General features: G+C 65.9%; 21 protein-coding genes. 16 read left to right on the top strand and 5 right to left on the bottom strand.

The window, feature by feature from the left end; translation table 11 throughout:
- The first annotated feature begins 100 nt into the window (after positions 1-100).
- Both NOX35_RS00105 and NOX35_RS00100 read left to right on the top strand, forming a co-directional pair.
- The gene (locus NOX35_RS00105; RefSeq protein ID WP_003065317.1) at positions 101-805 is read left to right on the top strand and encodes a response regulator transcription factor; all 705 of its coding nucleotides are present in this window, start codon (positions 101-103) and stop codon (positions 803-805) included.
- Positions 805-2,202, top strand: coding sequence for a HAMP domain-containing sensor histidine kinase (locus NOX35_RS00100; RefSeq protein ID WP_182285145.1), 1,398 nt, complete (start codon positions 805-807; stop codon positions 2,200-2,202). Before NOX35_RS00105 ends, NOX35_RS00100 begins: the two co-directional genes overlap by 1 nt.
- A gap of 18 nt (positions 2,203-2,220) precedes the next feature.
- Here the strand turns inward: NOX35_RS00100 and NOX35_RS00095 are convergent, their stop codons facing one another.
- A complete protein-coding gene (locus NOX35_RS00095; protein ID WP_003065319.1) occupies positions 2,221-2,628 on the bottom strand; it encodes a YkgJ family cysteine cluster protein in 408 nt (135 codons plus the stop codon).
- Between the two features lie 155 nt (positions 2,629-2,783).
- Here NOX35_RS00095 and NOX35_RS00090 point away from each other — a divergent pair, with 155 nt between their 5' ends.
- From NOX35_RS00090 to NOX35_RS00025, 14 genes are all read left to right on the top strand, one after another.
- On the top strand, positions 2,784-3,401 hold the full coding sequence (locus tag NOX35_RS00090; RefSeq protein ID WP_053284041.1) for a glutathione S-transferase family protein: 618 nt from the start codon (positions 2,784-2,786) through the stop codon (positions 3,399-3,401).
- 709 nt (positions 3,402-4,110) lie between these two features.
- Positions 4,111-6,276 carry an indolepyruvate ferredoxin oxidoreductase subunit alpha gene (locus tag NOX35_RS00085; protein ID WP_182285132.1) on the top strand — a complete coding sequence of 722 codons (2,166 nt, stop codon included), beginning with the start codon at positions 4,111-4,113 and terminating at the stop codon, positions 6,274-6,276.
- A 7-nt stretch (positions 6,277-6,283) separates the two neighbouring features.
- Positions 6,284-7,783, top strand: a complete 1,500-nt coding sequence (locus NOX35_RS00080; RefSeq protein ID WP_256495318.1) for an indolepyruvate oxidoreductase subunit beta family protein — start codon at positions 6,284-6,286, stop codon at positions 7,781-7,783.
- A 12-nt stretch (positions 7,784-7,795) separates the two neighbouring features.
- Positions 7,796-8,785: a PDR/VanB family oxidoreductase gene (locus tag NOX35_RS00075; protein ID WP_256495317.1), complete on the top strand. Its 990-nt coding sequence runs from the start codon at positions 7,796-7,798 to the stop codon at positions 8,783-8,785.
- 55 nt (positions 8,786-8,840) lie between these two features.
- Positions 8,841-9,812 (top strand): tripartite tricarboxylate transporter substrate binding protein, encoded by a 972-nt coding sequence (locus NOX35_RS00070; RefSeq protein ID WP_256495316.1) that lies wholly within the window; start codon positions 8,841-8,843, stop codon positions 9,810-9,812.
- 10 nt (positions 9,813-9,822) lie between these two features.
- Positions 9,823-11,166 carry an aromatic ring-hydroxylating dioxygenase subunit alpha gene (locus NOX35_RS00065; RefSeq protein ID WP_256495315.1) on the top strand — a complete coding sequence of 448 codons (1,344 nt, stop codon included), beginning with the start codon at positions 9,823-9,825 and terminating at the stop codon, positions 11,164-11,166.
- Positions 11,163-11,651 carry an aromatic-ring-hydroxylating dioxygenase subunit beta gene (locus NOX35_RS00060; RefSeq protein ID WP_182285127.1) on the top strand — a complete coding sequence of 163 codons (489 nt, stop codon included), beginning with the start codon at positions 11,163-11,165 and terminating at the stop codon, positions 11,649-11,651. Before NOX35_RS00065 ends, NOX35_RS00060 begins: the two co-directional genes overlap by 4 nt.
- A gap of 8 nt (positions 11,652-11,659) precedes the next feature.
- Positions 11,660-13,249, top strand: a complete 1,590-nt coding sequence (locus NOX35_RS00055; protein WP_256495313.1) for an ATP-dependent acyl-CoA ligase — start codon at positions 11,660-11,662, stop codon at positions 13,247-13,249.
- A 16-nt stretch (positions 13,250-13,265) separates the two neighbouring features.
- The gene (locus NOX35_RS00050; protein WP_182285125.1) at positions 13,266-14,243 is read left to right on the top strand and encodes a tripartite tricarboxylate transporter substrate binding protein; all 978 of its coding nucleotides are present in this window, start codon (positions 13,266-13,268) and stop codon (positions 14,241-14,243) included.
- Between the two features lie 2 nt (positions 14,244-14,245).
- Positions 14,246-15,424: a thiolase family protein gene (locus tag NOX35_RS00045; protein WP_256495311.1), complete on the top strand. Its 1,179-nt coding sequence runs from the start codon at positions 14,246-14,248 to the stop codon at positions 15,422-15,424.
- Between the two features lie 88 nt (positions 15,425-15,512).
- Positions 15,513-16,766, top strand: a complete 1,254-nt coding sequence (locus tag NOX35_RS00040; protein WP_256495310.1) for an SDR family NAD(P)-dependent oxidoreductase — start codon at positions 15,513-15,515, stop codon at positions 16,764-16,766.
- Between the two features lies 1 nt (position 16,767).
- A complete protein-coding gene (locus NOX35_RS00035; protein ID WP_256495305.1) occupies positions 16,768-17,574 on the top strand; it encodes a cyclase family protein in 807 nt (268 codons plus the stop codon).
- A complete protein-coding gene (locus tag NOX35_RS00030; protein WP_256496967.1) occupies positions 17,571-18,299 on the top strand; it encodes an SDR family oxidoreductase in 729 nt (242 codons plus the stop codon). The genes NOX35_RS00035 and NOX35_RS00030 overlap by 4 nt, the downstream gene beginning before the upstream one ends.
- A 22-nt stretch (positions 18,300-18,321) precedes the next feature.
- Positions 18,322-19,311, top strand: coding sequence for a tripartite tricarboxylate transporter substrate binding protein (locus NOX35_RS00025; protein WP_256495303.1), 990 nt, complete (start codon positions 18,322-18,324; stop codon positions 19,309-19,311).
- Positions 19,312-19,325: 14 nt separating this feature from the next.
- On the opposite strand, the gene NOX35_RS00020 is transcribed toward NOX35_RS00025, so the two are convergent.
- The 4 genes from NOX35_RS00020 to dnaA form a co-directional block, all read right to left on the bottom strand.
- Entirely contained in the window at positions 19,326-19,796 is a 471-nt protein-coding gene (locus NOX35_RS00020; protein WP_256495302.1) for a MarR family winged helix-turn-helix transcriptional regulator, read from the bottom strand.
- Between the two features lie 26 nt (positions 19,797-19,822).
- On the bottom strand, positions 19,823-22,390 hold the full coding sequence (gene gyrB, locus NOX35_RS00015; RefSeq protein WP_256495300.1) for a DNA topoisomerase (ATP-hydrolyzing) subunit B: 2,568 nt from the start codon (positions 22,388-22,390) through the stop codon (positions 19,823-19,825).
- 148 nt (positions 22,391-22,538) lie between these two features.
- Positions 22,539-23,660, bottom strand: a complete 1,122-nt coding sequence (gene dnaN, locus NOX35_RS00010; RefSeq protein WP_003064798.1) for a DNA polymerase III subunit beta — start codon at positions 23,658-23,660, stop codon at positions 22,539-22,541.
- Positions 23,661-23,842: 182 nt separating this feature from the next.
- Positions 23,843-25,249: a chromosomal replication initiator protein DnaA gene (dnaA, locus tag NOX35_RS00005; protein WP_003064795.1), complete on the bottom strand. Its 1,407-nt coding sequence runs from the start codon at positions 25,247-25,249 to the stop codon at positions 23,843-23,845.

Genomic DNA, 25,249 nt, shown 5'->3' with positions numbered 1-25,249 from the left:
AACCCCTGTACCACCTCCTGATGCCGCTGCGTCTCCGGCTGCGAAGGTGGAGGCAACGGCTTATAGTGTCTGTCCACCAACGGCCAGAGACAGACTCAGCATGTACCGCTACCTCATCATCGAAGACGATGCGCTCAATGCGCGTTACATCGCTGAAGGTTTGCGCCAGCAAGGCGCGCATGTCAGCGTCTGCGGTGACGGCGTTCAAGGCATTGCACAGGCCGTTGGCGAGAACTGGGATGTCATCATCCTCGACCGCATGTTGCCCAATGGCTTTGACGGGCTGCAGATTCTGCAGACACTGCGCTCCATGGGCAAACAGACGCCGGTGCTGGTGCTCAGTGCCTTGTCTGCCACGGACGAGAGAGTGCGCGGGCTCAAGGCCGGCTGCGATGACTATCTGACCAAGCCTTTTGCATTTTCCGAGCTATCGGCAAGGCTCGAAGCCCTGGTGCGTCGCGCGCAGATCCCGGCTCCCACGCGCGAGATGCAGGTGGCCGATCTGCGCGTCAACCTGATTTCACGCAGTGCCGAGCGTGCCGGCCAGCCGCTTTCGCTGCAGCCGCGCGAGTTCCGTCTGCTGGCGTTTCTCATGCAGCATGCGCACCAGATCGTCACGCGCACCATGTTGCTGGAGTCGGTCTGGGATTACCGCTTCGATCCGCAGACCAATGTGATCGATGTGCACATCAGCCGCCTGCGCAGCAAGGTGGACAAAGGCTTTGCCACGCCTCTCATCCATACCGTGCGCGGTGTGGGCTACAGCCTTTCGGACCAGCCGCAAGACCTGCCCGAGGTGGTCTGATGATGCGCTCCAGACCCTGGAGTTCGCTGGCCTTCAGACTGGCACTCAGCTATGGCGGCCTCCTGGTTCTGACCATGGCCATTGTGCTGGCCGTCTTCTATGTGCAGACCGTGGGCGTGGTGCGGGTGAGGCTCGACAAGCAGGCCGAAAACCATGTGCGCAGACTGACCGAGCACTCGGCCAAATACGGCCCCGGAGCGCTGGAGAGCGAGATACTGCAGACCATTCGTGACGGAGTGAATACCGACACGGAAATCCTCATTCTCATGAACCCGCAAGGCGAGACCATTGTCAGCAATGCCGAGGTCTATCCTCCGCGCAAGCTCAGCATCATGGGCGTGCGCGAGCTGACCGTGAAGCGCAACGGGCGGCTGATGGTGGGCCGGGTTGCCGTGGTCGAAATGCCCAATGGCAATCTGCTGGCCGTGGGCAGCGACATGCAGCTGCAGCGTGATATGGAAGAGCTGTTCGGTCAGGCCAGCTTGCTGGCAGCCGTCGCGGCCTGCATCATGGCCCTGATAGGTGCCATGGTCTTCAGGCGTGTGGTGGATGAGCGCGCGGCCGCCATTCGCAACACTATGTCGCGCGTTGCGGCGGGCGATTTGCGCCAGCGCATTCCGGTCGATCAGCGCGGTGATGAATTCACGCTGCTCAACCGTGATATCAACACCATGCTCGATCGGCTCGAACAGTTGATGGAAGGCATACGCCATGTCTCCAACAGCATTGCGCACAACCTCAGAACGCCGCTGACGCGCATATTGCTGCGCCTGCGAAACGCACAGCAGGCCAGCCCCGAAATGCAGTCCGCCACGCTGGCGCTGGTGGCCGAAGAAGTCGCTGAACTCGGTGTGGTGTTCGAGAAGCTCTTGCAGATTGCCGAAGTGGAAAGCGGGGCCAGCCGCAAGAGCTTTGCACCGGTTGACCTGCAGGCCTTGCTGGTCGATGTGGTGGACTTTTACGAGCCGCTGGTGGAGGACGCTGGCGGCATTCTCAGGCTGGATGTGCAGCAAGGTGTGCAGGCCCTGGGCGATGGCGACCTGTTGGCCAGTGCCGTTGCCAATCTTGTTGATAATGCTATCAAATACGGAGCATCATCCGATGATGTTCATGGTGCTGACGTGCTGCTGCGTGCCGCCCCAGCGCAGGAGCAGGGCAGCGATGGAGCATGGGGGGTGGAAATCACCGTGCAGGACCAGGGACCGGGCGCAGATCCTCAGACGCTGGAGAAAATGACCACCCGTTTCTATCGCGCAGAATCGGATCGTCCGGGCTACGGACTGGGTCTGGCCAGCGTGCTGGCCATTGTCCAGCTGCATGGCGGCAGGCTCAGTTTTCACAACGCCCATCCAGGCATGGTGGCGCGCATCTGGCTGCCTGCAGTGGCTGATGTCTGAAGCGCTGCCGCGACGCTTTCAGATCTGCGAAAGCGCCTTGTTGCCGTAGGCACAGAACCCAGGTTTGGGCCCCTTCTTGGGATGCAATCTGCAGGTCTCCGGGCGCTTTTCATAGACCGTGCAGCGGCGCGTGTTCTTGTCCAGGAAATTGCAGTCGCCGCCTGCCCGGCGGGCCATGGTGAAGATCTCGTGCTTGGGGTTGAAGTGGTCGATCAGGCGCATCTTCAGCAGCCGCTTGGCGATCAGCTTGGGTTCGATGTTTTCGACCTCGAACGGGTCCACCAGCTCCAGGCGCACCAGATCCGGCAGGCGTACCTCCAGCGGCATGGTGCAGCAATTGGCCGCGCAGCTGTCACACATGCCGGCCTTGTACTTGCTCCAGGTTTCCAGGCGGTCGACGTCAACAATGCGGATGGAGGATTTCATTTCGGGTGGGCACTTCTGGGAGAAGCGCGATGCTGCCATGAGATGTCGATGTCTGCCTTGCGTCATTGCTATGAGCAGACCCGGCTCATGGGATTGAGCCGGTTGCGCAGCAGCCTACACTGCACAGGCATATCACCATCCACGGGAGAACGATTTTGGCAAGCCAAACCACGCTTTACTACGCAGCTGGCACCTGCGCGCAGGCCGTACTGATTGCGCTTTATGAGGCCGATGCCCAGTTCACGCTCAAGACGCTGAGCTTTGCCGACAACGAGCAGCGCAGCCCAGAATACCTGAGCATCAATCCCAAGGGCAGAGTGCCCGCGCTGGCCACGGAGCGCGGCGTGCTGACCGAGACTCCCGCGCTGCTGCTGTATGTGGCGCAGACCCATCCGCAGGCAAGGCTGGCGCCGCTCGATGATCCCTTCGCGCTGGCGCAGATGCAGGAATTCAATGCCTATCTGGCATCGACCGCGCACATCGCTCACGCCCATCGCCCGCGCGCCTCGCGCTGGGCCGACGACGAGGCCGCCCAGGCCGCCATGCGCGCCAAGGTGCCGCAGAACATGCGCGAATGCTTTGCGGTGATCGAACAGCACTATCTGGGCGACAAGACCTGGGTGATGGGCGAGCAGTTCACCGTGGCCGACGGCTATCTCTACACCGTGGCCGGCTGGCTCAAGGGCGACGGAGTGGACATTGCCGAGTTCCCGCGCGTGGCGGCCCATTTCGAGCGCGTGAAGGCCAGGGCTTCGGTGCAGAGGCTGGGCTGACAGTATTTCAAATGTCTGACGTGAAGGGATAAGAAATACGCATGCCAGCGTATCGGTGAATTGCCATAGCGCTTGTGACGAGGGCTGTGGCAGGCCTGATTGCGTCCCAATGGGAGAGGGCCATAGGCTCTCTTCGCGGTACGCGATAGCGCGATCACTCGCTCAAAAAAGTAGGCCAGGAGATCATGGGTCTGAGCCAGGCTGGCACCTACAGGGTCCAGGCCATGGGTAGTGGACCGGTGCCGGAAAAGGAAAAAAGCCTATTCGGCAGAAATCATCGAAAAGGTGAATGGCCCGTTTGAGGTCGAATTGAACGACGGCGACCAACTTCTGGATGTCAGTGGTGTGCGCAAGGGCCTGTTGTTGGAAGATCAGATGCTGATCAAGCGATCTCCTGGTAGCCGCTAACCGCGCTATCAGATCCATGGGCTTGGCGCTCTTAGCGCCGGCCATAGTGGCAGGCGTATGCCTGGTCCTTGACCTTCCCGGGGTCTCAAGAACCACACTCCCCTTGGCGCAAATGCATGAGCCATTGCGTGCGCTAGACATTTTCACACTGCTTTTTATCCGTGACACGGTACTTCTCATCCCCATTTGGGGCTAGGGAAAACTATGATTTTGGATATATTTATTTTTAAAGTAATGCGTGCCATATTCATCCAAAATCATAAACGCCCGTTCCCACGCGGGCCCTGTGAAGGATCTTGCGATGGCAGAACGCTCGTTTGTCGAAGAGGTCAAGAAGCTCCGTCTGGGTGCCGGCGAGGTATTCCACGGTGAAGGCATCCTGGCAGTGACCAAGGCGCTGCTGGAGTCCGGCGTGAACTACGTCGCGGGCTACCAGGGCGCACCTATCTCGCATTTGATGGACGTGCTGGCCGATGCCCAGGACATCCTGATCGAGCATGGCATCCGCTTCGAGAACAGCGCCAGCGAGGCCACGGCCGCCGCGACGCTGGCCGCGTCGGTCAACTACCCGCTGCGCGGCGCGGTGACCTTCAAGGCCACGGTGGGCACGAACGTGGCCTCCGATGCGCTGGCCAACCTGGCCTCGGGCGGCGTCAAGGGCGGGGCGCTGGTCATCGTGGGCGAGGACTACGGCGAGGGCTCGTCCATCATGCAGGAGCGCAGCCACGCCTTTGCGATGAAGTCGCAGATCTGGATGCTCGATCCGCGCCCCAACCTGCCGAGCATTGTGCAGGCGGTGAAGGACGGCTTCGAGCTGTCCGAGGCCAGCAACACGCCGGTGATGCTGCAGCTGCGCATCCGCGCCTGCCACGTGCATGGCCGGTTCACTGCCAGCGACAACCGCCGCCCCTCCTACACCATCGAGCAGGCCATGGCCCGGCCGCAGCGCGATGTGGACCGCATCGTGCTGCCGCCGGCCAGCTTCCTGCACGAGCAGGAGAAGGTCAAGCAGCGCTGGCCCGCTGCCGTGCGCTTCATTGAGGAGCGCGGCCTCAACGAGTTCTTCGCCGAGGGTGCCGGCGACGTCGGCATCGCCTGCCAGGGCGGCAGCTACAACACCCTGATCCGGGCGCTGCAGCAGCTCGACCTGGCCGATGCTTACGGCAACACGCAGATTCCGCTGTATGTGATGAACGTGGCTTACCCGCTGGTGGACAACGAGCTGCTGCGTTTCAGCGAAGGCAAGCGTGCCCTGCTGGTGGTGGAGGAGGGCCAGCCCAACTTCGTCGAGCAGAACGTGGCGACCATCCTGCGCCAGGCCAGCTCGGCCACCCAGCTGCACGGCAAGGATGTGCTGCCGGTCGCAGGCGAATACACCACGGCCGCTTTGCTCAAGGGTCTGCGCGCCTTCCTCGAGATGCATGGCAAGCTGCAGCCGCAGCCCGCTGCGCGCAAGATCATTCCGCTGACACCCGTGCCGCCCGAACCGGAGCACCCCATTGAGGCCAGCGTGCAGGCGCGCCCGCCGGGCTTTTGCACCGGCTGCCCCGAGCGGCCCATCTTCACCGCGATGAAGCTGGTTGAGCGTGAGCTGGGCGAACACCATGTCAGCGCCGACATCGGCTGCCATCTGTTCTCCATCCTGCCGCCTTTCAACCTGGGCAACACCACGATGGGCTATGGCCTGGGTGCTGCGGGCGCGGCGGCCTTCAACCCTCCGAAGCAGCAGGAGGGCGGCAAGCGCGTGATCTCGGTCATGGGCGACGGCGGCTTCTGGCACAACGGCCTGACCAGCGGCATTGCCAATGCGGTGTTCAACCAGAGCGACAACCTGACCATCGTCGTCGACAACAGCTACACCTCGGCCACGGGCGGGCAGGACATCCTCTCGTCGGCGGCGCAAAACCCCACGCGCAGCACCAACCATGCGATAGAGAAGGCGGTGCGTGGCGTGGGCGTGAACTGGGTCAAGACGGTGTGCCGCACTTACGACCTGAAGGCCATGGTCGGCACGTTGCGCGAAGCACTGACCACCAAGGAGCAGGGGCCCAAGGTGCTGGTGGCGCAGAGCGAGTGCATGCTCAACAAGCAGCGCCGCATCAAGCCGCAGCAACGCGCCGCCGTGGCACGCGGCGAGCGCGTGGTGCGCGAGCGCTTCGGCGTCGACTCTGACACCTGTACGGGAGACCACTCGTGCATCCGGCTCTCGGGCTGCCCCTCGCTGTCCATCAAGCCCAACCCCGATCCGCTGCGCACAGACCCGGTGGCGACCGTCATCGACAGCTGCGTGGGCTGCGGCCTGTGCGGCGAGGTTTCGCATGCTGCCGTGCTCTGCCCCTCGTTCTACCGCGCGCAGATCGTGAGCAACCCCACGCGCTGGGATCGCTTGCGCCAGTGCCTGCGTAGCGCCGTCATCGGCTGGTTGCAGAGCCGCGACCAGCGCCGTCTCGAGCGCCATGCTTTCTGACACCGTCATGAAAACCATCCAACCCATCAAGATTGCGATCCTCGCCATGGGCGGCGAGGGCGGCGGCGTGCTGGCCGACTGGATCGTCGACCTCGCGGAGCACAACGACTACATCGCCCAGACCACGTCGGTGCCCGGTGTGGCGCAACGCACCGGCGCCACCATCTACTACGTCGAGCTATTCCCGGCTTCGCTGTCGCGCCGCGACGGGGCGCAGCCGGTGCTGGCGCTGATGCCGCTGCCGGGCGACGTGGACGTGGTGCTGGCCTCCGAGCTGATGGAGGCAGGCCGCGCCGTGCAGCGCGGCCTGGTCACCGCGGACCGCACCACGCTGATCTCCTCCACGCACCGCGTCTATGCCATCGCCGAGAAGACGGCCATGGGCGACGGCCGCGTGGATGACGCCAGCCTGCTGGCCCATGCCGAGCGTGCCTCCAAGCGCTTCGTGCGCTTCGATATGGCCGAGGCCGCGCAGGCCAGCGGCAGCGTGGTCAGCGCCGTGCTGTTCGGCGCGCTGGCCGGCACCGGCGTACTGCCCTTCAGCCGCACGCAGTTCGAGGCCACGATCGAGCGCGGTGGCGTGGGCGTCAAGGCCAGCCTCAAGGCTTTCGGCGGTGCCTGCGATCAGGCGCAGCAGGCGGACAGCGCATCGCCTGCAACGGCAACAGCCGCAGCCGCCGTGGCCACGCCGCGCGATCCCCGGGTGGCGGCGCTGCTGCAGCGCGTGGAGCAGGGCTTTGCGGTCGACGCTCGCCCGGTGATCATCGAGGGCGTGCGCCGCATGCTCGACTACCAGGACCCGGGCTATGCCGCGCTGTACCTTGACCGCCTGGCGCGGGTGCAGGCGCTGGCCGAAGGCTCCGGCCTGCTGCTGCGCGAGACGGCGCGCCATCTCGCGCTGTGGATGAGCTACGAGGACACCATCCGCGTGGCCGACCTGAAGACGCGCGCCAGCCGCTTTGCCCGCGTGCAGTCCGAGGTGGGCGTGCAGCAGGGCCAGCAGCTCGCGATCAATGAATTCATGCATCCGCGCATCGAGGAAATTTGCGAAACCCTGCCCACCGGTCTGGGCCGCTGGCTGGCGCGCCCGCATGCAGTGCACCGCCTGTTGGCGCGCTTCACGCGGGAGGGCCGAGTGGTCACCACCAGCTCGCTGCGCGGCTATCTGCTGCTGTGGGGCTTGTCGCGCCTGCGCGGCATCCGGCGCAGTACGCTGCGCTACCAGATGGAGAGCGCGAACATCGAGCAGTGGCTGGCGCACATCGAAACGGCGGCCGGTCACAACCCGGCCCTTGCCGTGGAGGTGGCGCAGTGCCAGCGCCTCGTCAAGGGCTACAGCGACACGCATGCGCGTGGCCTGTCCAACTACCTGCGGCTGATGGATGCAGTGCGCGGTGCGGGCCAGCGCCTGGCTCCGGCCACGCTGCGCGAACTGCGCGAGGCCGCGCTGGCCGATGAGCATGGCAAGGCATTGCATGACGCACTCGCGCGCCATGCGCTGGCTTGAAGGAGAACCTCCATGGAAACGATTGCTGTCGAAGTCGTCGCCGCCGACCAACTGAATCCGCTGATCCGCCGTTTCACGTTGCGCGCGGCGGATGGCAGCCCGCTGCCGGGCTTTGCCGCAGGCGCCCATGTGCGTGTGCAGGTAGGGCTGCCGGGCAAGGCTCAGGGTGAGGTGCGGGACTGGCGCCACTACTCGCTGGTGAACACCGATGCCAGCGCCGATACCGGCCTGCCGCAGCCGCACTACACCATCGCGGTGCGCCGCGAGGACGAGGGCCGTGGAGGCTCGCGCTGGATGCATGGGCTGCAGCCGGGCCAGTGCATCGCGATCGAGCCGCCGAAGAACGATTTTCCGCTCGGCGCGCATGCCGGCTGCGCGGTGCTGGTGGCCTGCGGCATCGGCATCACGCCGCTGGCCAGCATGGCGGCTGCACGCCGTGCCGCCGGCCTGCCGGTGCGCATGCTGTATGCGGGCCGCAGTCGGGGGCTGATGGCCTTCCTGCCAGAGCTGCAGGTCCTATTGGGCGAGTCGCTGGCCCTGCACGCCGACGAAGACCAGGGCGCGCCGCTGGACGTGGCGGCGCTGCTGGACGGCTGCGCCGGCGAGGACCAGCTCTACGTCTGCGGCCCCCGCGTGATGCTCGACGCCGTGCTGGCGGCCACCGATGCGCGCGGCTGGCCGCGCGAGCGCGTGCATTTCGAGCTGTTCACCGCGCCGGTCGCAGCCGTGGGCGACCAGGCCATCGACCTGGTGCTGGCGCAGAGTGGCAAGCAGCTCAGGGTGCCGGCAAGCCAGTCCATCCTCGACTGCCTGATCGAGCACGGCTGCGACCCGCTGTTCGACTGCAAGCGCGGCGAATGCGGCGTCTGTGCCGCAGGGGTGATCGAGGGCGAGATCGACCACCGCGATGCCGTGCTCAGCGCCGCCGAGCGCGCCGGCGGCAAGGTGATGCAGATCTGTGTCTCGCGCGCCCGCAGTGCGCGGCTGGTGCTCGACCTCTGAGCCCGCGCCCTTTCCTTTCCTTCCTCCCCACCGACCCGCTTCCAGGAGTCCCGCGATGAAATCCACCATGCTGTCCCGTCGCCAAGTGCTTTCTCTGCTGCCGATGGCCGTGGCGCCCTCGCTGGCCCTGGCCGATGGCAAGCCCATCGAATGGGTGGTCGGCTACGCTCCTGGCGGTGGCTCCGACGCCGTGGCGCGCATGCTGGCCGAAGCCATGAGCCGGTCTATGGGCCAGTCCATCATCGTCATCAACAAGCCCGGCGCTGGCTCGAACATCGCGGGCGACTACGTGGCCAAGTCGCGCGATGCCGAGCACATGGTGTTCACCGGGGACTCGGCCGTGATCGCCGCCAACCCTTTCCTCTACAGCAAGCTGACCTACAACGCGGAGAAGGACTTCGCGCCGGTGGGCACCATCGCCCGCTTCCCGCTCGTGCTGGTCGTGCATCCGAACGCCAAGCCCCGTAACCTCAAGGACTTCCTGGCCTGGGTGCGCAGCGATCCTGCGGGCATGAGCTACGGTAGCCCCGGCACCGGCAGCCCGCACCACCTGGCGACTGAGCTGTTCCGCCAGCAGATTGGCCTGACGCTGACGCATGTCCCCTACCGCGGCGCCGCGCCGGCCATCGCCGACGTGGTTGGCGGGCAGCTGCCCTTCATGTTCGTCGACACCTCCAGCGGCGGCGCCTTCATCACCTCCGGCAAAGTGCGTGCCATCGGCGTGGCCAGCGCCAAGCGCCTGGCTACCATGCCTGACATCCCCACGCTGTCCGAGCAGGGCCTGTCCGGCTTCGAGGCCTCGGCCTGGCAGGCACTGGTGGCGCCTGCCGGCGTCAGCGCCGCGACGGTGAAGACGCTGAACAAGCACCTGGTGGACGTGCTGAACTCCACCGACATCCGCGCCCGCATGCAGACGCTGGGCATCGAGCCGCTGCCCGGCACGCCGCAGGAGCTGGCCCGCTTCGCGGCCCAGGAGCGCGAGCGCTGGGGCCGCGTGGTGCGCGAAGCCAACATCAAGCTGGACTGAGGGAGGCGCAATGTCCGAATACCGCGACAACCCGGCAGCCATCCGCGCCCTGGTGCGCGACACCGAAGTGCACAAGGACTGCTACATCCATCCCGAGATCTTTGCGCTGGAGATGGAGCAACTGTTCACCAACACCTGGATCTACGTCGGCCACGCCAGCCAGGTGCCCCAGCCGGGGGACTATTTCGCGACCACCGTGGGAGACCAGCCAGTGGTCATGGTGCGCCACACCGACCAGAGCATCAAGGTGTTGTACAACCGCTGCGCGCACAAGGGAGTGAAGGTGGCGCCCGATGGCTGCGGCAGCACGGGCAAGTTTTTCCGCTGCCCCTACCACGCCTGGACCTACCGCACCGACGGCCAGCTGTTGTCCATCCCGCTGAAGAAGGGCTACGAGAACACCGGCCTGGAAAGCTGCGAGGCCAGCAAGGGCCTGGCCGCCGTGGGCGCGGTGCAGGTGTACCGCGACTTCGTCTTCTGCCGGCTGAGCCCCGAGGGCATGGGCTTCGAGGAATTCTTCGGCCCTTCGCTGTCCACGTTGGACAACATGGTCGACCGCTCCCCCGAGGGTCAGCTCGAGGTGGCCGGCGGCGTGATGCGCTACCTGCACCGCTGCAACTGGAAGATGCTGGTCGACAACCAGACCGACACCTGCCACCCCATGGTCGCGCACGAGTCCTCGGCCGGCACGGCCGTCAAGGTCTGGGAGAGCGCGCCGGAGGGCACGCCCAAGCCCATGGCGGTGGAGCTGTTCGCGCCTTTCGTAAATCCCTACGAGTTCTTCGAGAACATGGGCATCCGCGTCTGGCCAAACGGCCACGGCCACACCGGCGTCAGCGACTCCATCCACGCGGCCTATTCGCCCGCGCCCGGCTACCGGGAGAGCATGGTCGCCACCTATGGCGAGGAGCGCGCCAACGCCATCCTGAGCGACGTGCGCCACAACACCGTGTACTTCCCCAACATCATGGTCAAGGGCCCTATCCAGACGCTGCGCATCTTCCGCCCGCTGGCGGCCGATCGCACGCTGGTGGAGAGCTGGACCTTCCGCCTCGTGGGCGCGCCGGACCTGCTGCTGGAGCGCACGCTGATGTACAACCGCCTGGTCAATGCGCCCACCTCGGTGGTCGGCCACGACGACCTGGAGATGTACGAGCGCGCCCAGCAGGGCCTGGCCTCGCGCGGCTCGCAATGGGTGAACGTGGGCCGGCTGTTCGATCCCGCCGAAAAGGCCCGGGAAGACGGGCAGGAAGGGGCCGTGACCAATGGCACCAACGAATGGCAGATGCGCAGTCAGATGCGTGCCTGGGCGCGTTTCATGACGGCCGGCATGCGCGAAGGAGCCCAGGCATGAGCAACGTACCCACCGACCCGCAGCTCATCGACTTCGTGCTCGACGAGGCGGCCCTGCTCGACGAGCAGCGCTGGGGCGACTGGCTGGCCCTGTTCACCGAGGACGGCCACTACTGGATGCCGCTGGCCCACGGCCAGACCGATCCGCGGCTGCATGCCTCGCTGCTGTACGAGGACCGGCTGCTGCTGCAGGTGCGCATAGAGCGCCTTCGCGGCGCGCGCACCTTCTCGCAGCAGCCCATCAGCCGCTGCCACCACCTGCTGCAGACGCCACGCGTGACGGCGCGCGACGATGCGGCCGGCACCTATACCTGCCGCACGGCGTTCCACTACATCGAGACACGCCAGGACGAGCAGACGCTGTACGCCGGCTGGGCCAGCCACGAGCTGGTGCGGCAGGCCGACGGCGCGCTGCGTATGCGGCTCAAGCGCGTGGACCTGGTGAACTGCGATGCCGCTTTCGGCAACATGCAACTCTTCATGTGAGGCCCGCGATGCCTGCTGCCATTTCCGCCATAGAAACCTTCGCGCCCGCAGGACGTACGCTGCCGGCGATGCTGGCGCACCAGTGCCAGCGATTTGCGGAGCGCACGCTGCTCGTCGCAGGCGATGCCCGCTGGCGCTACGCCGACGCGCTGCGCACCGCCCAGGCTATGGGCGCGGTGCTGCAGGCCGCCGGCATCCGTGCCGGCGACCGCGTGGCGCTGATGTGCGGCAACCGTGCCGAGTTCCTGCAGGTCTTCCTGGGCTGCGCCTGGATCGGCGCCGTCACCGTGCCGGTCAACACCGCCGCGCGCGGTGCCACGCTGCGGCACATCCTGGCCAACTCGGGCGCCCGGCTGTTCGTGGCCGAGGCCGAAGGGCTGGCGGCGCTGCGCGGGTTGGAAGACCGTGATGGTCTGCCACTGGAGCGCGTATGGCGCATAGACGCGCCGCAGGAACCCGGCACCGAGCCTTTCCCTGCGCCGGGCGATGCGCTGGTGGATGCCGCATCAGTGCAGCCTGGTGACACGCTGGCCATCCTCTACACCTCGGGCACGACGGGTCTCTCGAAGGGCGTGTGCTGCCCGCATGCGCAGTTCTACTGGTGGGGCCGGCATACCGCCGAGCTGCTGGAGTTGGGTGATGGCGAGGTGCTGCTGACCACGCTGCCGCTGTTCCACACCAACGCGATGAACGCCTTCTTCCAGGCGCTGCTGACCGGCTCCACGCTGGTGGTCGAGAAACGCTTCTCGGCCTCGGGCTTCTGGGCCGCGCTGGTGCGGCACCAGGCCACGGCCACCTATGTGCTGGGCGCGATGGTGCCCATCCTGCTGTCCAAGGACGCGACGCCGCACGACCGCGCGCACCGTGTGCGCATTGCATTGGCGCCCGGCGTGCCGCCGCGCTTCCATGCGCAGTTCAGCGAGCGCTTCGGCATGCGCCTGCTCGACGGCTATGGCTCCACCGAGAGCAACTTCGTCATCGGCCTTGATGCCGAGCAGCGCCCCGGCAGCATGGGCCGCATCGTGCCGGGCTTCACCGCCCGGGTGGCCGACGAGCACGACGAGGACGTGCCGACTGGCACGCCCGGCGAGCTGCTGCTGCGCGCCGACGAGCCTTTCGCCTTCGCCACCGGCTATTTCGGCATGGCAGACAAGACCGTGGAAGCCTGGCGCAACCTGTGGTTCCACACGGGCGACCGCGTGGTGCGCGATGCCGACGGCTTCTTCACCTTCCTCGACCGGCTCAAGGACGCTATCCGCCGCCGCGGCGAGAACATTTCATCCTACGAAGTGGAGCAGGTGCTGCTCAGCCACCCGGCCGTGGCCGTGGCGGCGGTGTTTCCGGTGAAGAGCGAGCTGGCCGAGGACGAGGTCATGGCCGCCATCGTGCCGCGCGAAGGCGCCGCGCTGGATCCGGTGGATCTGGTGCGTTTCTGCGAGCCGCGCATGGCGTATTTCGCGGTGCCGCGCTACCTCGAATTCATGGCCGTGCTGCCCGCCACCGAGAACGGCAAGGTGCAGAAGTTCAAGCTGCGCGAGCGCGGCATCACCGAGCAGACCTGGGACCGCGATGCGGCCGGCATCCAGCTCAAGCGCTGACCCCGAAGGAGCTTCCATGCGAGTTTTGCCCTTCCTGAAACGATCTTTGGCCCTGCTGCTGTGCAGCGCCTGCCTGGTCTGCGGCGTGGCGGCGCAGGATGCCTATCCCGGCAAGCCTATCCGCATCATCGTGCCCTTTCCGCCCGGCGGCGGCAGCGACCTGGTGGCCCGCGCCGTGGCGGCGCGCCTCGGTGAGCGCTGGAAGGTGCCCGTCATGGTGGACAACAAGCCCGGCGGCAACACCATCATCGCTGCCGAGGCGGCCGCCAAGGCGGCGCCCGACGGCTACACGCTGTTCGTGGCCATCGATTCCACGCTGGCCATGAACCAGAGCCTGTACGGCAAGCTGCCCTACGACCCGGCCAGGAGCTTCGCGCCGGTGACGCTGGCCATCACCATGCCCATGGTGCTGGCGGCGCACCCGTCGGTCAGTGCGCGCACGGTGTCCGAGTTGCTGGTGGCGGCGCGCGCACAGCCCGGCAAGCTGGCCTATGCGCATGGCGCCATGCCGGCGCAGGTGGCGGGTGAGGTCTTCAAGAGCGCCACCGGCGCGGACCTGCTGGCCGTGCCCTACAAGGGCGGCGCGCCAGCGATGACGGATACGGTGGGCGGCCAGGTGCCGCTGATCTTCGATGCGCTGGGCCCGGCCATGCCCTACATCAAGGGCGGCAAGGTGCGGGCGCTGGCGGTGACTAGCGCGCAGCGCAACCCGCTGCTGCCCGACGTCCCCACGCTGGCCGAATCCGGCGTTCCCGGCGTCGATCTGCTGACCTGGATCGGCTTCGTGGTGCCGGCCGGCACGCCCCAGCCCGTCATAGCCAAGCTGCACCAGGAATTGGCCAGCATCCTGCAGATGCCGCAGACGCGCGAGCTGTTGTCCGGCGTGGGCATGACGGTGGTGGCCGGCACACCCGAGCAGTTCGCGCAGACCATCCAGGGCGACACCCAGAAATTCGGTCGCATCATCCGCGCGGCCGGCATCAGGCTGGACTGAACATGACCGCATACATCCGACGCAGGGGCTACGAGGGCGTGGCGCTGGCCGTGCCCGTCACCGTGCCCTACGAGCGCTACTCCATCCGGGGCGCGCACTGGTTCCTGGGCCAGGCCGTGCGTGGCCTGCTGCAGGGCAGCGGGCTGGCCAAGGAGCAGATCGACGGCCTCACGGTCAGCAGCTTCTCGCTGGCGCCCGACACGGCCGTGGGCGTGACCCAGCACCTGGGCCTGTCGCCGCGCTGGCTGGACCACATCCCCACCGGCGGCGCCTCGGGCGTGATGGCGCTGCGGCGCGCGGCCCGCGCCGTGCAGTGCGGTGACGCCGAGGTGGTGGCCTGCGTGGCGGCCGACACCAACCATGTGGATTCGTTCCGCCAGACGCTGGGCGCGTTCAGCGACTTCGCCCGCGACGCGAGCTACCCCTACGGCGCAGGTGGGCCGAACTCCATGTTCGCCTTCATCACCGCGAGCTATATGCGCCGCTACGGCGCGCAGCGCGAGGATTTCGGCCGCATCGCGGTGGCCCAGCGGGCGAACGCGCTGCGCAACCCCAACGCACTGTTCAAGAAGCCGCTGACTCTCGATGAGTACATGGCGGCGCGGCCGATCTCCGATCCCATACACCTGTTCGACTGCGTCATGCCCTGCGCCGGCGCCGAGGCCTTCCTGGTGATGGCGCCCGAGCGAGCGCGCGACCTGGGGCTGCCTCACGTGCTGCTGCGCGGCGCGATCGAGCGCCACAACGCCTATGCCGACGACCCGGTGATGCTGCGCGGCGGCTGGCGCGTGGACTGCGCCGATCTGTATGCCCAGGCCGGCTTCGCGCCGCAGGACATCGACCTGCTGCAGACCTACGACGACTACCCGGTGATCGCGATGATGCAGATAGAGGACCTGGGCTTCTGCGACAAGGGCGAGGGCCCGGCCTTCGTGCGCGAGCACGACCTGACCCATGCCGGCGACTTTCCGCACAACACCAGCGGCGGCCAGCTCTCCTGCGGCCAGGCGGGTGCGGCCGGCGGCTTTCTCGGCATGACGGAGACTCTGCGCCAGCTCACCGGCCAGGCCGGCGAGCGCGGCGTGGCGGGCGCGCGCACCGGGTTGGTGGGAGGCCTCGGCATGGTGACCTACGACCGCTGCCTGTGCACTGGGGCGGTGATCCTGGAGACAAGCGAATGAAAAATGACCCCCACGCTCCCCACTCCGTGTGGTCGCTGCCCCACGAGGGGGTGCGGCGCTCTCCTTGGGGCGGCCCGGCGGAGGCGCCATGACCATGCCCTTCATCAAGCCCCCGCGCAAGAACCCGGTGCTGCGCACCCCGCAGATCAACCTGCCGCCAGCCGCGCGCGGCCGTGTGGCGCTGGGCCTCACCGCTGCGGCGGCCGAAGGCCGCTTCGCGCTGCAGGTCTGCGCCGACTGCGGTGCCGTGCAATACCCGCCGCGCGAGGCCTGCCACCGCTGCCTGTCGCCCGATCTGCCGTGGCGGCCGCAAAGCGGCGCAGGCGAGCTGCTGGCCATGACCACGCTGGCCCACAGCAACGACCTGTATTTCCGCGAGCGCCTGCCCTGGCGCCTGGGCATGGTGCGGCTCGACGCAGGCCCCAGCGTCATGGTGCACCTGCATGGCGAGGTGGGCGAGGCCCCGGCGCGCGTGCGTGTCGGCGCGCGGCTCGACCGCGCCGGCCAGGCGGTGCTGATCGGATACCCCGAGAAAGGAACGGAGAACATGGCTGACGACCCCATGCTGCGCGAGATGGCCAGCGACCCCAAGTACCGCAAGGTGCTGGTGACGGACGGCAAGTCCGCCACCGGCCAGGCCGTGGCCCATGCCATGGTCAAGGCCGGTGCCGACCTCGTCTGGGTGGGCCACGCCGAGCCCTGGAAAAAGCTACCGGGCCTGGCGGAGCTGGCAGCCCTGCCGCAGGTCGCGCTGGTGCCGCTGGACGTGACCGACGAGCGCTCGGTCAGCACCCTGGCCGGCCAGATCGGCGGCAAGGTCGACATCGTGGTCAACACCGCCGAGCTGCACCGCGGCTTCGGCATCGCGGCGCGGCGCGGCACCGACGTGGCCAAGGCCGAGATGGAGGTCAACTACATCGGCCTGCTGCGGCTGGCGCAGTGCTTCGGCCCGGGGCTCAAGGGCCGCGCGGCCGACGGCGCTACGCATGCCACGGCCTGGGTCAACCTGCTGTCGATCTATGCGCTGGCCAACTTCCCGCCCCACGGCACCTTCTCGGCCTCCAAGGCTGCGGCGCTGTCGCTGGCGCAGTGCCTGCGCGCCGAGATGCGGCCCGCGGGCATCCGCGTGGTCAACGTCTTTCCCGGCCCCATCGACGACGAATGGAACCAGAACCTGCCGCCGCCGAAGCTGGCGCCGGCCGCGCTGGCCTCGGCCATCGTGAAGGCGCTGAAGGACGGCGTGGAAGACATCTACCCCGGCGACGTTGCCCAGGAATGGCTGGAACGCTGGCGCCACAACCCCAAGGTACTGGAGCGCGAAATCGCCGCCGGAGGATATTGACATGCAGACCCCCCTCGAACTCCTCGGCGGCATGGCGCTTGCCATCGCCACTGGCCGCATCCGCATCGTCGACCTGACGCAGACGCTGAGCCCGGACTTCCCCGCCATCGCGCTGCCGCCCGAGATGGGCCAGTGCCAGCCCTTCCGCATCGAGCAGATCTCGGCCTACGACGAGCGCGGCCCCGGCTGGTACTGGAACAACTTCTCCTGCGGCGAGCACACGGGCACGCACTTCGACGCGCCCATCCACTGGATCTCGGGCCGCGACCTGCCCAACAACGCGGTGGACAACATCCCGCCGCAGCACTTCATCGCGCCGGCCTGCGTGATCGACTGCAGCGCCCAGGCGTCGGCCGACCCCGACTACCTGATGGGCGTGGCCGACATCGAGCGCTTCGAGGCCGCGCACGGCCGCATCCCCGAGGGCCACTGGGTGCTGATGCGCACCGACTGGGCGCGGCGCTGGTCGCAGGCGCGCGATGCCGAGGCCTTCCAGAACTTCGACGCCAGCGGCCAGCACACGCCGGGGCCGGACACAGAGGCCGTGCGCTTCCTGGTCGAGCAGCGCGGCGTGCTGGGCTTCGGCACCGAATCCATAGGCACGGACGCCGGCCAGGGCTACCACCTGCGCCCGCCGTACCCCTGCCATTCGCTGATGCACGGCGCCGGCAAGTACGGCCTGCAGTGCCTTACCAATCTCGACCAGTTGCCGCCCACCGGCGCGCTGGTGGTGGCGGCACCGCTGAAGATCGAGAACGGCAGCGGCAGCCCGCTGCGCGTGCTGGCACTGGTGGAGGGAAAGACATGAAACCCAACAAGGTTGCGGCGGTGACGGGCGGCAGCGCCGGCATCGGAAAGGTCATCTGTGAACAACTGCTGGAGCAGGGCTACGAAGTCGTCTCGCTGGCGCGGCGGCGCACCGAGATCGACCACCCCCGGCTGCACAGTATCGAGGTCGACCTGGCCGACCGCGCCGCCACGGCCGAGGCCGTGCAGGCCATGGTGCGGCGGCACGAGGTCACCACCATCGTGCACAACGCCGGTGTGATCCGCGCCGCGCTGCTGCCCGAGGTCAAGCTCGGCGACCTGGATGCGCTGGTCGACCTGCACCTGGGCTGCGCTGTGCAGATGCTGCAGGCGGCGCTGCCGGCCATGCGCGCGCGTCGGTTCGGCCGCGTCGTGCTGCTGTCCTCGCGCGCCGCGCTGGGCCTGGCCACGCGCACCAGCTACTCGGCCACCAAGGCCGGCATGCAGGGCATGGCGCGTACCTGGGCGCTGGAGCTGGCGCCCGAGGGCATCACCGTCAACGTGGTCGCGCCGGGGCCCATCCGCACCGACATGTTCTACGACGTGGTGGAGCAGGGCAGCGACCGCGAGCGCCAGCTCGCCGCCTCGGTGCCCGTACGCCGGCTAGGCGAGTCGGCCGACGTGGCGCGCGCCGTCGGCTTCTTTGCCGATGCGGCCAACAGCTTCGTGACCGGCCAGGTGCTCTACGTCTGCGGCGGCACCAGCATCGGCAGCCTGGCGCTGTAGGACCATTTCCAGGAGCATATTGATGGCCTCACGTTTTCACTATCCGCGCCGCCGAGATCTGCTGGCCTTGGCGGGGGCCATGACCATGGTCGGCACTCCGGCGCTGGCCCAGGCTGCCTGGCCCGGCAAGCCCGTACGCTTTGTTGTGGCTTTTCCTCCGGGAGGGTTGGCTGATGTGCTGATGCGCCTGCTGGTGCCTCAACTGAGCGAAGCGCTGGGTCAGCCTGTGATTATCGACAACCGTAGCGGTGCCAGCGGTAATGTCGCCGCAGTGGAGGTGGCACGCAACGGCAGCGATGGACGCACCTTCCTGGTCAACGTGACCACGCTGGAATCGGTCAATCCGTTGATGTTCGAGCGTATGCCGATCCAGCCTGCTAAGGACCTGCAGCATGTGGCGCTACTGGCCAATACCCAGTTGTTTTTGGTGACGCGGCCGACGCTGGCGCCGGACACGTTGGCCGAATTCGTGGCCTATGCGAAGGCCAACCCCGGCAAGCTCAGCTACGGATCTGCCGGCAACGGCACCACGCCGCATGTGGGCGGTGAGCTGTTCAAGCAGGCGGCGGGCATCTCCGCGGCGCACATTCCCTATCGGGGGGCAGCGCCGGCAATCCAAAGCGTGATGGCCGGCCAGGTCGACTATGCGCTGGTGCCGGGCACGGTATTTCCCAGCGTAAAGGCCGGCAAGCTCAAGCTGCTGGCCGTGGCAAGCCGACGCCGGCCATCCTATGCTGCCGATGTGTCCACGATTGAGGAGGCGGGTTTTGGCAAAGTCTACGTGGACACGCCGTTTGCGGTCTATGCGCCAGCAGCGATGCCGGCGGCCCATGTGATGCGCATGAACCGCGAACTGAACAGGCTGCTCGCGCAGCCTGTCATCAAAGCCCGGTTTGCAGAGGTCGGAGCCGAACCAATGACGCTGTCGCCAGCTGAACTGACGGCCATGGTCGGCGAGGAAGCGGCGTTGTTCGGTCCCATCGTGAGGACGCAGGGCATCAAGGCGGATTGAAGTGAATCCGCCTCTCAGCCCGGAGGCAGGTGTAGTTCGATGATGCGCCGTAGCGTGACCTTGAGCGCTTCGGCGCGCTTGAGGCCGAAGGGCTGCAGCACTCGCAGCTCGTGCTCCTTGGCCTTGCGGATCAGGTCGGCCACAATAGTCTGGCCGGCTGGCGCAATACGCACCATGGTGAGGCGCCGGTCGGTGTCGTGCGCGAAGCGCTCCACATAGCCCTTGGCTTCCATGCGATCAAGAAGGCGTGTGACGGTTGGTTGCTTGCTGACCGAGATCTGCGCCAGGCGGCCGGTGCTGATGCCGGAGGTGCCTGTCAGCGAGGCGAGGATTCGCCACTCGGTGATTGAGAAGCCCTCGGCCTCGACCACGGTATGGAATTCAGCTGAAATTAGCTTGCTGGCCTGCGCTAGCAGCGCCGGCAGATAGTCTTCAACAAAAGGCATGGGAGGCAGTGCATGCGCCTCCTGCGAATCCTGATCCATACTGGTACCCACGTCGCCCGAGGACATCACACGTCGATATTCCCCGCCCGCAGCGCGTTGTCTTCGATGAAGTTGCGGCGCGGTTCGACCTCGTCGCCCATGAGCATGGTGAAGACGCGGTCGGCCTCGATGGCGTCGCCGATCTTGACCTGCAGCAGGCTGCGGACGTTGGGGTCCATGGTGGTTTCCCACAGCTGCTCGGGGTTCATTTCACCCAGACCCTTGTAGCGCTGGCGGCCCGTGGTGCGCTCGGCTTCGGAGATCAGCCAGGCCATGGCCTGACGGAAGTCGCCGACCTTTTCGGTCTTGGCCTTCTCGCCTTCGCCGCGTGTGACCTTGGCGCCTTCGCCCAGCAGGCCGACGAAGTTCTGCGCTTCGTCGGACAGGGCGGCGTAGTCATGGCTGCGCACGAACTCCTGGGTCAGGATGGAGCTCTTGATATTGCCGTGGTGATGGCGGCTGATGCGCAGGATGGGGTGCTCGCTGTTGGGGTCGATCTCGGCCGTCACATCGGCGGGCACGCCGGTGGTGGTCAGCTCGCGCAGCTTGGCTTCCAGAATCGGGGCGCACTCCTGGGCTTCCTCGATGGTGTCGAGCTTGATCTGCACGCCGTCGGCAATGGCGCGCAGGGCTTCGGCATCCATGAAGTTGGACAGGCGCTCGATGACGGTTTCGGCGGCCAGGTGCATGTTGGCCAGCTTGGCCAGCTCTTCGCCTTCCACGGTGCGCGGACTGTCGCCGCCGGTGTTCACGCTGGCATGGTTCAGCGCGATCTTGAGCAGGTATTTGTTGAGGGCCGGGCCGTCCTTGAGGTAGAGCTCTTCCTTGCCGTTCTTGACCTTGTACAGCGGCGGCTGGGCGATGTAGATATGGCCGCGCTCGACCAGGTCGGGCATCTGGCGGTAGAAGAAGGTCAGCAGCAGGGTACGGATGTGGGCGCCGTCCACGTCCGCATCGGTCATGATGATGATGCGGTGGTAGCGCAGCTTGTCGGGGTTGTAGTCGTCGCTGCTGCTCTTGCCCGAGTCTTCGCTGACCTTGCCGATGCCGGTGCCCAGGGCGGTGATCAGGGTGATGATTTCCTGGCTGGACAGCAGCTTTTCGTAGCGGGCCTTTTCCACGTTCAGGATCTTGCCGCGCAGCGGCAGGATGGCCTGGAATTTACGGTCGCGACCCTGCTTGGCAGAGCCGCCGGCGGAGTCACCCTCGACGATGTAGATTTCGCACAGCGCAGGATCTTTTTCCTGGCAGTCGGCCAGCTTGCCGGGCAGGCCCATGCCGTCCAGCACGCCCTTGCGGCGCGTCATTTCGCGGGCCTTGCGCGCGGCTTCGCGGGCGCGGGCTGCCTCGATGATCTTGCCGCACAGGATCTTGGCGTCGTTGGGGTTTTCTTCGAGGAAGTCGGTCAGGCTCTTGGCCACGATGTCTTCCACGGGCGCGCGCACTTCCGAGCTGACCAGCTTGTCCTTGGTCTGGCTGGAGAACTTGGGCTCGGGCACTTTCACGCTGAGCACGGCGCACAGGCCTTCGCGCATGTCGTCGCCGGAGACTTCGACCTTGGCCTTCTTGGCCATTTCGTTGTCGGCGATGTATTTGCCGATCACGCGGGTCATGGCGGCGCGCAGGCCGGTCAGATGGGTGCCGCCGTCACGCTGGGGAATGTTGTTGGTGAAGCACAGCACCTGCTCGGCATAGCTGTCGTTCCACTGCATGGACACTTCGACACCGATTTCGGTGCCGGGAATGCCGCCATAGGTTTCCGCAGGGCGCGAGCCGTTGGCATGGAAGGTGGTGGGGTGCAGAACCTTCTTGGTGCCGTTGATGAACTGCACAAAGCCCTTGACGCCGCCGGCGCCCGAGAAATCGTCTTCCTTGCCGTCGCGCTCGTCCTTCAAGCGGATGCGCACGCCGTTGTTCAGGAAGGACAGCTCGCGCAGGCGCTTGGCCAGAATCTCGTAGCGGAACTCGAAGTTCTCCTTGAAGATCTCCTGGTCGGGCAGAAAGTGCACCTTGGTGCCGCGCTTGTCGCTGGCGCCGACCACGCGCATGGGCGAGACTTCGGCGCCGTCCACGACTTCGATCAGGCGGTTTTGCACAAAGCCGCGCGAGAAGTCGATTTCGTGGCGTCGGCCGTCGCGGCTGACGGTGAGCTTGAGCCAGACGGACAGCGCGTTCACGCAGGACACGCCCACGCCGTGCAGACCGCCCGAGACCTTGTAGCTGTTCTGGTTGAACTTGCCGCCGGCGTGCAGCTCGGTCAGCGCGATTTCGGCAGCCGAGCGCTTGGGCTCGTGCTTGTCGTCCATCTTCACGCCGGTGGGAATGCCGCGGCCGTTGTCGATGACGGACAGCGAGCCGTCGGCATGGATGGTGACCAGAATGTCGTCGCAGTAGCCGGCCAGCGCTTCGTCGATGGAGTTGTCCACGACCTCGAAGACCAGGTGGTGCAGACCGGTGCCGTCCGAGGTGTCACCGATGTACATGCCTGGGCGCTTGCGCACGGCTTCCAGGCCTTCCAGGATCTGGATTGCGCCTTCGCCATAGCCGCCTGCATCTGCGGCGGTCTGGGTGTCTGGCTTGTTCTCTTCGGTCATGAAATTACCTTGCTGCTACAAGGTCAGGAGCTGTTGGTGCCTGACCTGCATAACTTTCAAATGAATACTTGCCTGAAATCATTACAGGACGAGCAGTAGCTGCTCCTGTTATTTCAGGCAATGAAATGGCTGGCTGCGTTCGGTTCACTCAGATGCGCATGGGCATCACGACGTACTTGAAGCTTTCGTTCTCGGGGATGGTGACCAGCGCCGAGCTGTTGCCGTCCTGCAGATCGATCTTGACCATGTCCTGGCTCATATTGGTGAGCACATCGATCAGGTAGGTCACGTTGAAGCCGATCTCGATGGTGTCGCCACCGTAGTCGATATCGAGTTCGTCCATGGCCTCTTCCTGCTCGGCGTTGTTCGACGCCACGCGCAGGGTGCCGGGTTCGACCGACAGACGCACGCCCTTGAACTTGTCGCTGGTCATGATGGCCGTGCGCTGCAGCGATGCCAGCAGCGGGGCGCGGCCCAGAGTCACGCTGTTGGTGTGGTTGCGCGGGATGACGCGGTTGTAGTCGGGGAACTTGCCTTCGACCAGCTTGGTCACGAACTCCATGCCGCCAAAGGTGAACTTGGCCTGGTTGTTGGCAAACTGCATCTCGATGACGGGCTGGTTCTCGCCGCTGGCGTCCGACAGCAGGCGCTGCAGCTCCAGCACGGTCTTGCGCGGCAGAATCACTTCCTGCTTGATGGGCACTTCCACATCCAGCGTGGCGCTGGCCCAGGCCAGGCGGTGGCCGTCGGTGGCCACCAGGCTCAGGGTGTTGCCTTCGGCGACGAACAGAATGCCGTTCAGGTAGTAGCGGATGTCCTGCACGGCCATGGCAAAGGAGACCTGGCCCAGCAGGTCCTTGAGCACCTTCTGCGGCACGCTGAAGGCGGGACCGAAGGCGGCCGATTCCTGCACCAGCGGGAAGTCTTCGGCGGGCAGGGTCTGCAGCGTGAAGCGGCTCTTGCCGCCCTTGAGAATCATCTTGGACTGCTGCGTCTCCAGGCTCACGGTCTGGTCGCCGGGCATGGTCTTCAGGATGTCGATCAGCTTGCGGGCACCGATGGTGGTGGTGAAGTCGCCGGCGTCGCCGCCCAGCTCGGCCGTGGTGCGGATCTGGATTTCCAGGTCGCTGGTTGTCAGCTGCAGCGCATTGCCCGTCTTCTTGATCAGCACATTGGCCAGAATGGGCAGCGTGTGGCGGCGCTCGACAATGCCGGCCACCGATTGCAGGACCGCGAGAACTTTGTCTTGTGTGGCTTTCAGGACGATCATGTCAACCTCAGTGATTTAAGTGCGCATATGTTTTGACGCGGCGGCGTCCGCAGGGCAGGGCGGACGCTCCCTCATGCCGCGTGAATTCCCCATTTTGCCCTGTGTGAGTGACATTCATGTGGGAGTTTTTTAGAGCGTGCTCAAGGTCTCTACGTCGGCGCGAGGAGATCGTGAACACGCTCTTAACCCTTGAGCGTTTGTTCCAGCACATGCAGCTGCTGGTTCAACTCGGTGTTGGTCTGGCGCTCGCCCGCAATCTTGCGTACGGCGTGCAGCACCGTGGTGTGGTCGCGGCCGCCGAACAGCTCGCCGATCTCGGGCAGGCTTTTCTGCGTCAGCTCCTTGGCTAGGTACATGGCAATCTGGCGCGGCCGGGCAATGCTGGCCGGGCGCTTCTTGCTGTACATGTCGGCCACCTTGATCTTGTAGTAGTCAGCCACCGTCTTCTGGATGTTTTCCACAGAAATCTGGCGGTTCTGAATACTGAGCAGATCGCGCAGCGCCTCGCGGGCCAGCTGGATCGACACTTCCTTCTGGTTGAAGCGCGAATAGGCCAGGATCTTGCGCAGCGCGCCTTCGAGCTCACGCACGTTGGAGCGCACGTTCTTGGCCACGAAGAAGGCGACTTCCTCGGGCATGTCGGCGTTCTCGGCGCGGGCCTTGTTGATCAGAATCGCCACGCGCATTTCCAGCTCGGGCGGCTCGATGGCCACCGTCAGGCCCGAATCGAAGCGCGAGACCAGGCGCTCGTGAATATTGGCCAGACCCTTGGGATAGGTGTCGGACGTCATCACGATATGGCTCTTCTTGGCCAGCAGGGCCTCGAAGGCATTGAAGAACTCTTCCTGCGTGCGGTCCTTGTTGGCGAAGAACTGCACATCGTCGATCAGCAGCAGGTCGAGCGAGTGGTAGCGTTCCTTGAACTCGTCGAAGGTGCGGCGCTGGTAGGCCTTGACCACATCCGAGACGAACTGCTCGGCATGGATGTAGAGAATCTTGGCGTCGGGCTTGTCCTTGAGCAGCTGGTTACCCACAGCATGCACCAGGTGGGTCTTGCCGAGACCGACACCGCCGTAGATGAACAGCGGGTTGTAGAGATGACCGGGCGAGCCTGCCACATGCATGGCGGCCGAGCGCGCCATGCGGTTGGCCGTACCTTCGACCAGCGTCTCGAAGGTGAGAGCCGGATTCAGCCGGGTGCGGAATACCGGTGCGCTGGCCTCTTCGCTGGTGACGGTGGGCACAGCGACATTGTGCGTCTGCGGTGCAGCCTGCTGTGTCGACGACGGAGGGCGCACATAAGTACGCACAACGCTTTCGCGCTGAGCAAGTGCTAACTCAAGAGTGACGGGTTGGCCGTAGAGCGACTCCAGCATGGCGGAGATGCGACCCGCATACTGGGCACGGATCCAGTCCAGCTTGAAGCGGTTGGCCACATAGACGGTGACCTTGGAAAAATCTTCTGCAACGAGTGCCGTCAGCGGCTTGATCCAGGTGTTGAATTGCTGCTCTGGCAGCTCCTGACCCAGTTGCTCAACGCAGACCTGCCACAGGGCCTGGCCTGCATCATTGGTTGGTTCCTCTGTCAT

The organism is Comamonas sp. C11 (assembly GCF_024496285.1).
GTDB lineage: Bacteria > Pseudomonadota > Gammaproteobacteria > Burkholderiales > Burkholderiaceae_C > Comamonas > Comamonas testosteroni_F.
The sequence above is the reverse complement of the archived record's forward strand: the minus strand, read 5'-3'. Positions and strand labels throughout refer to the sequence as shown.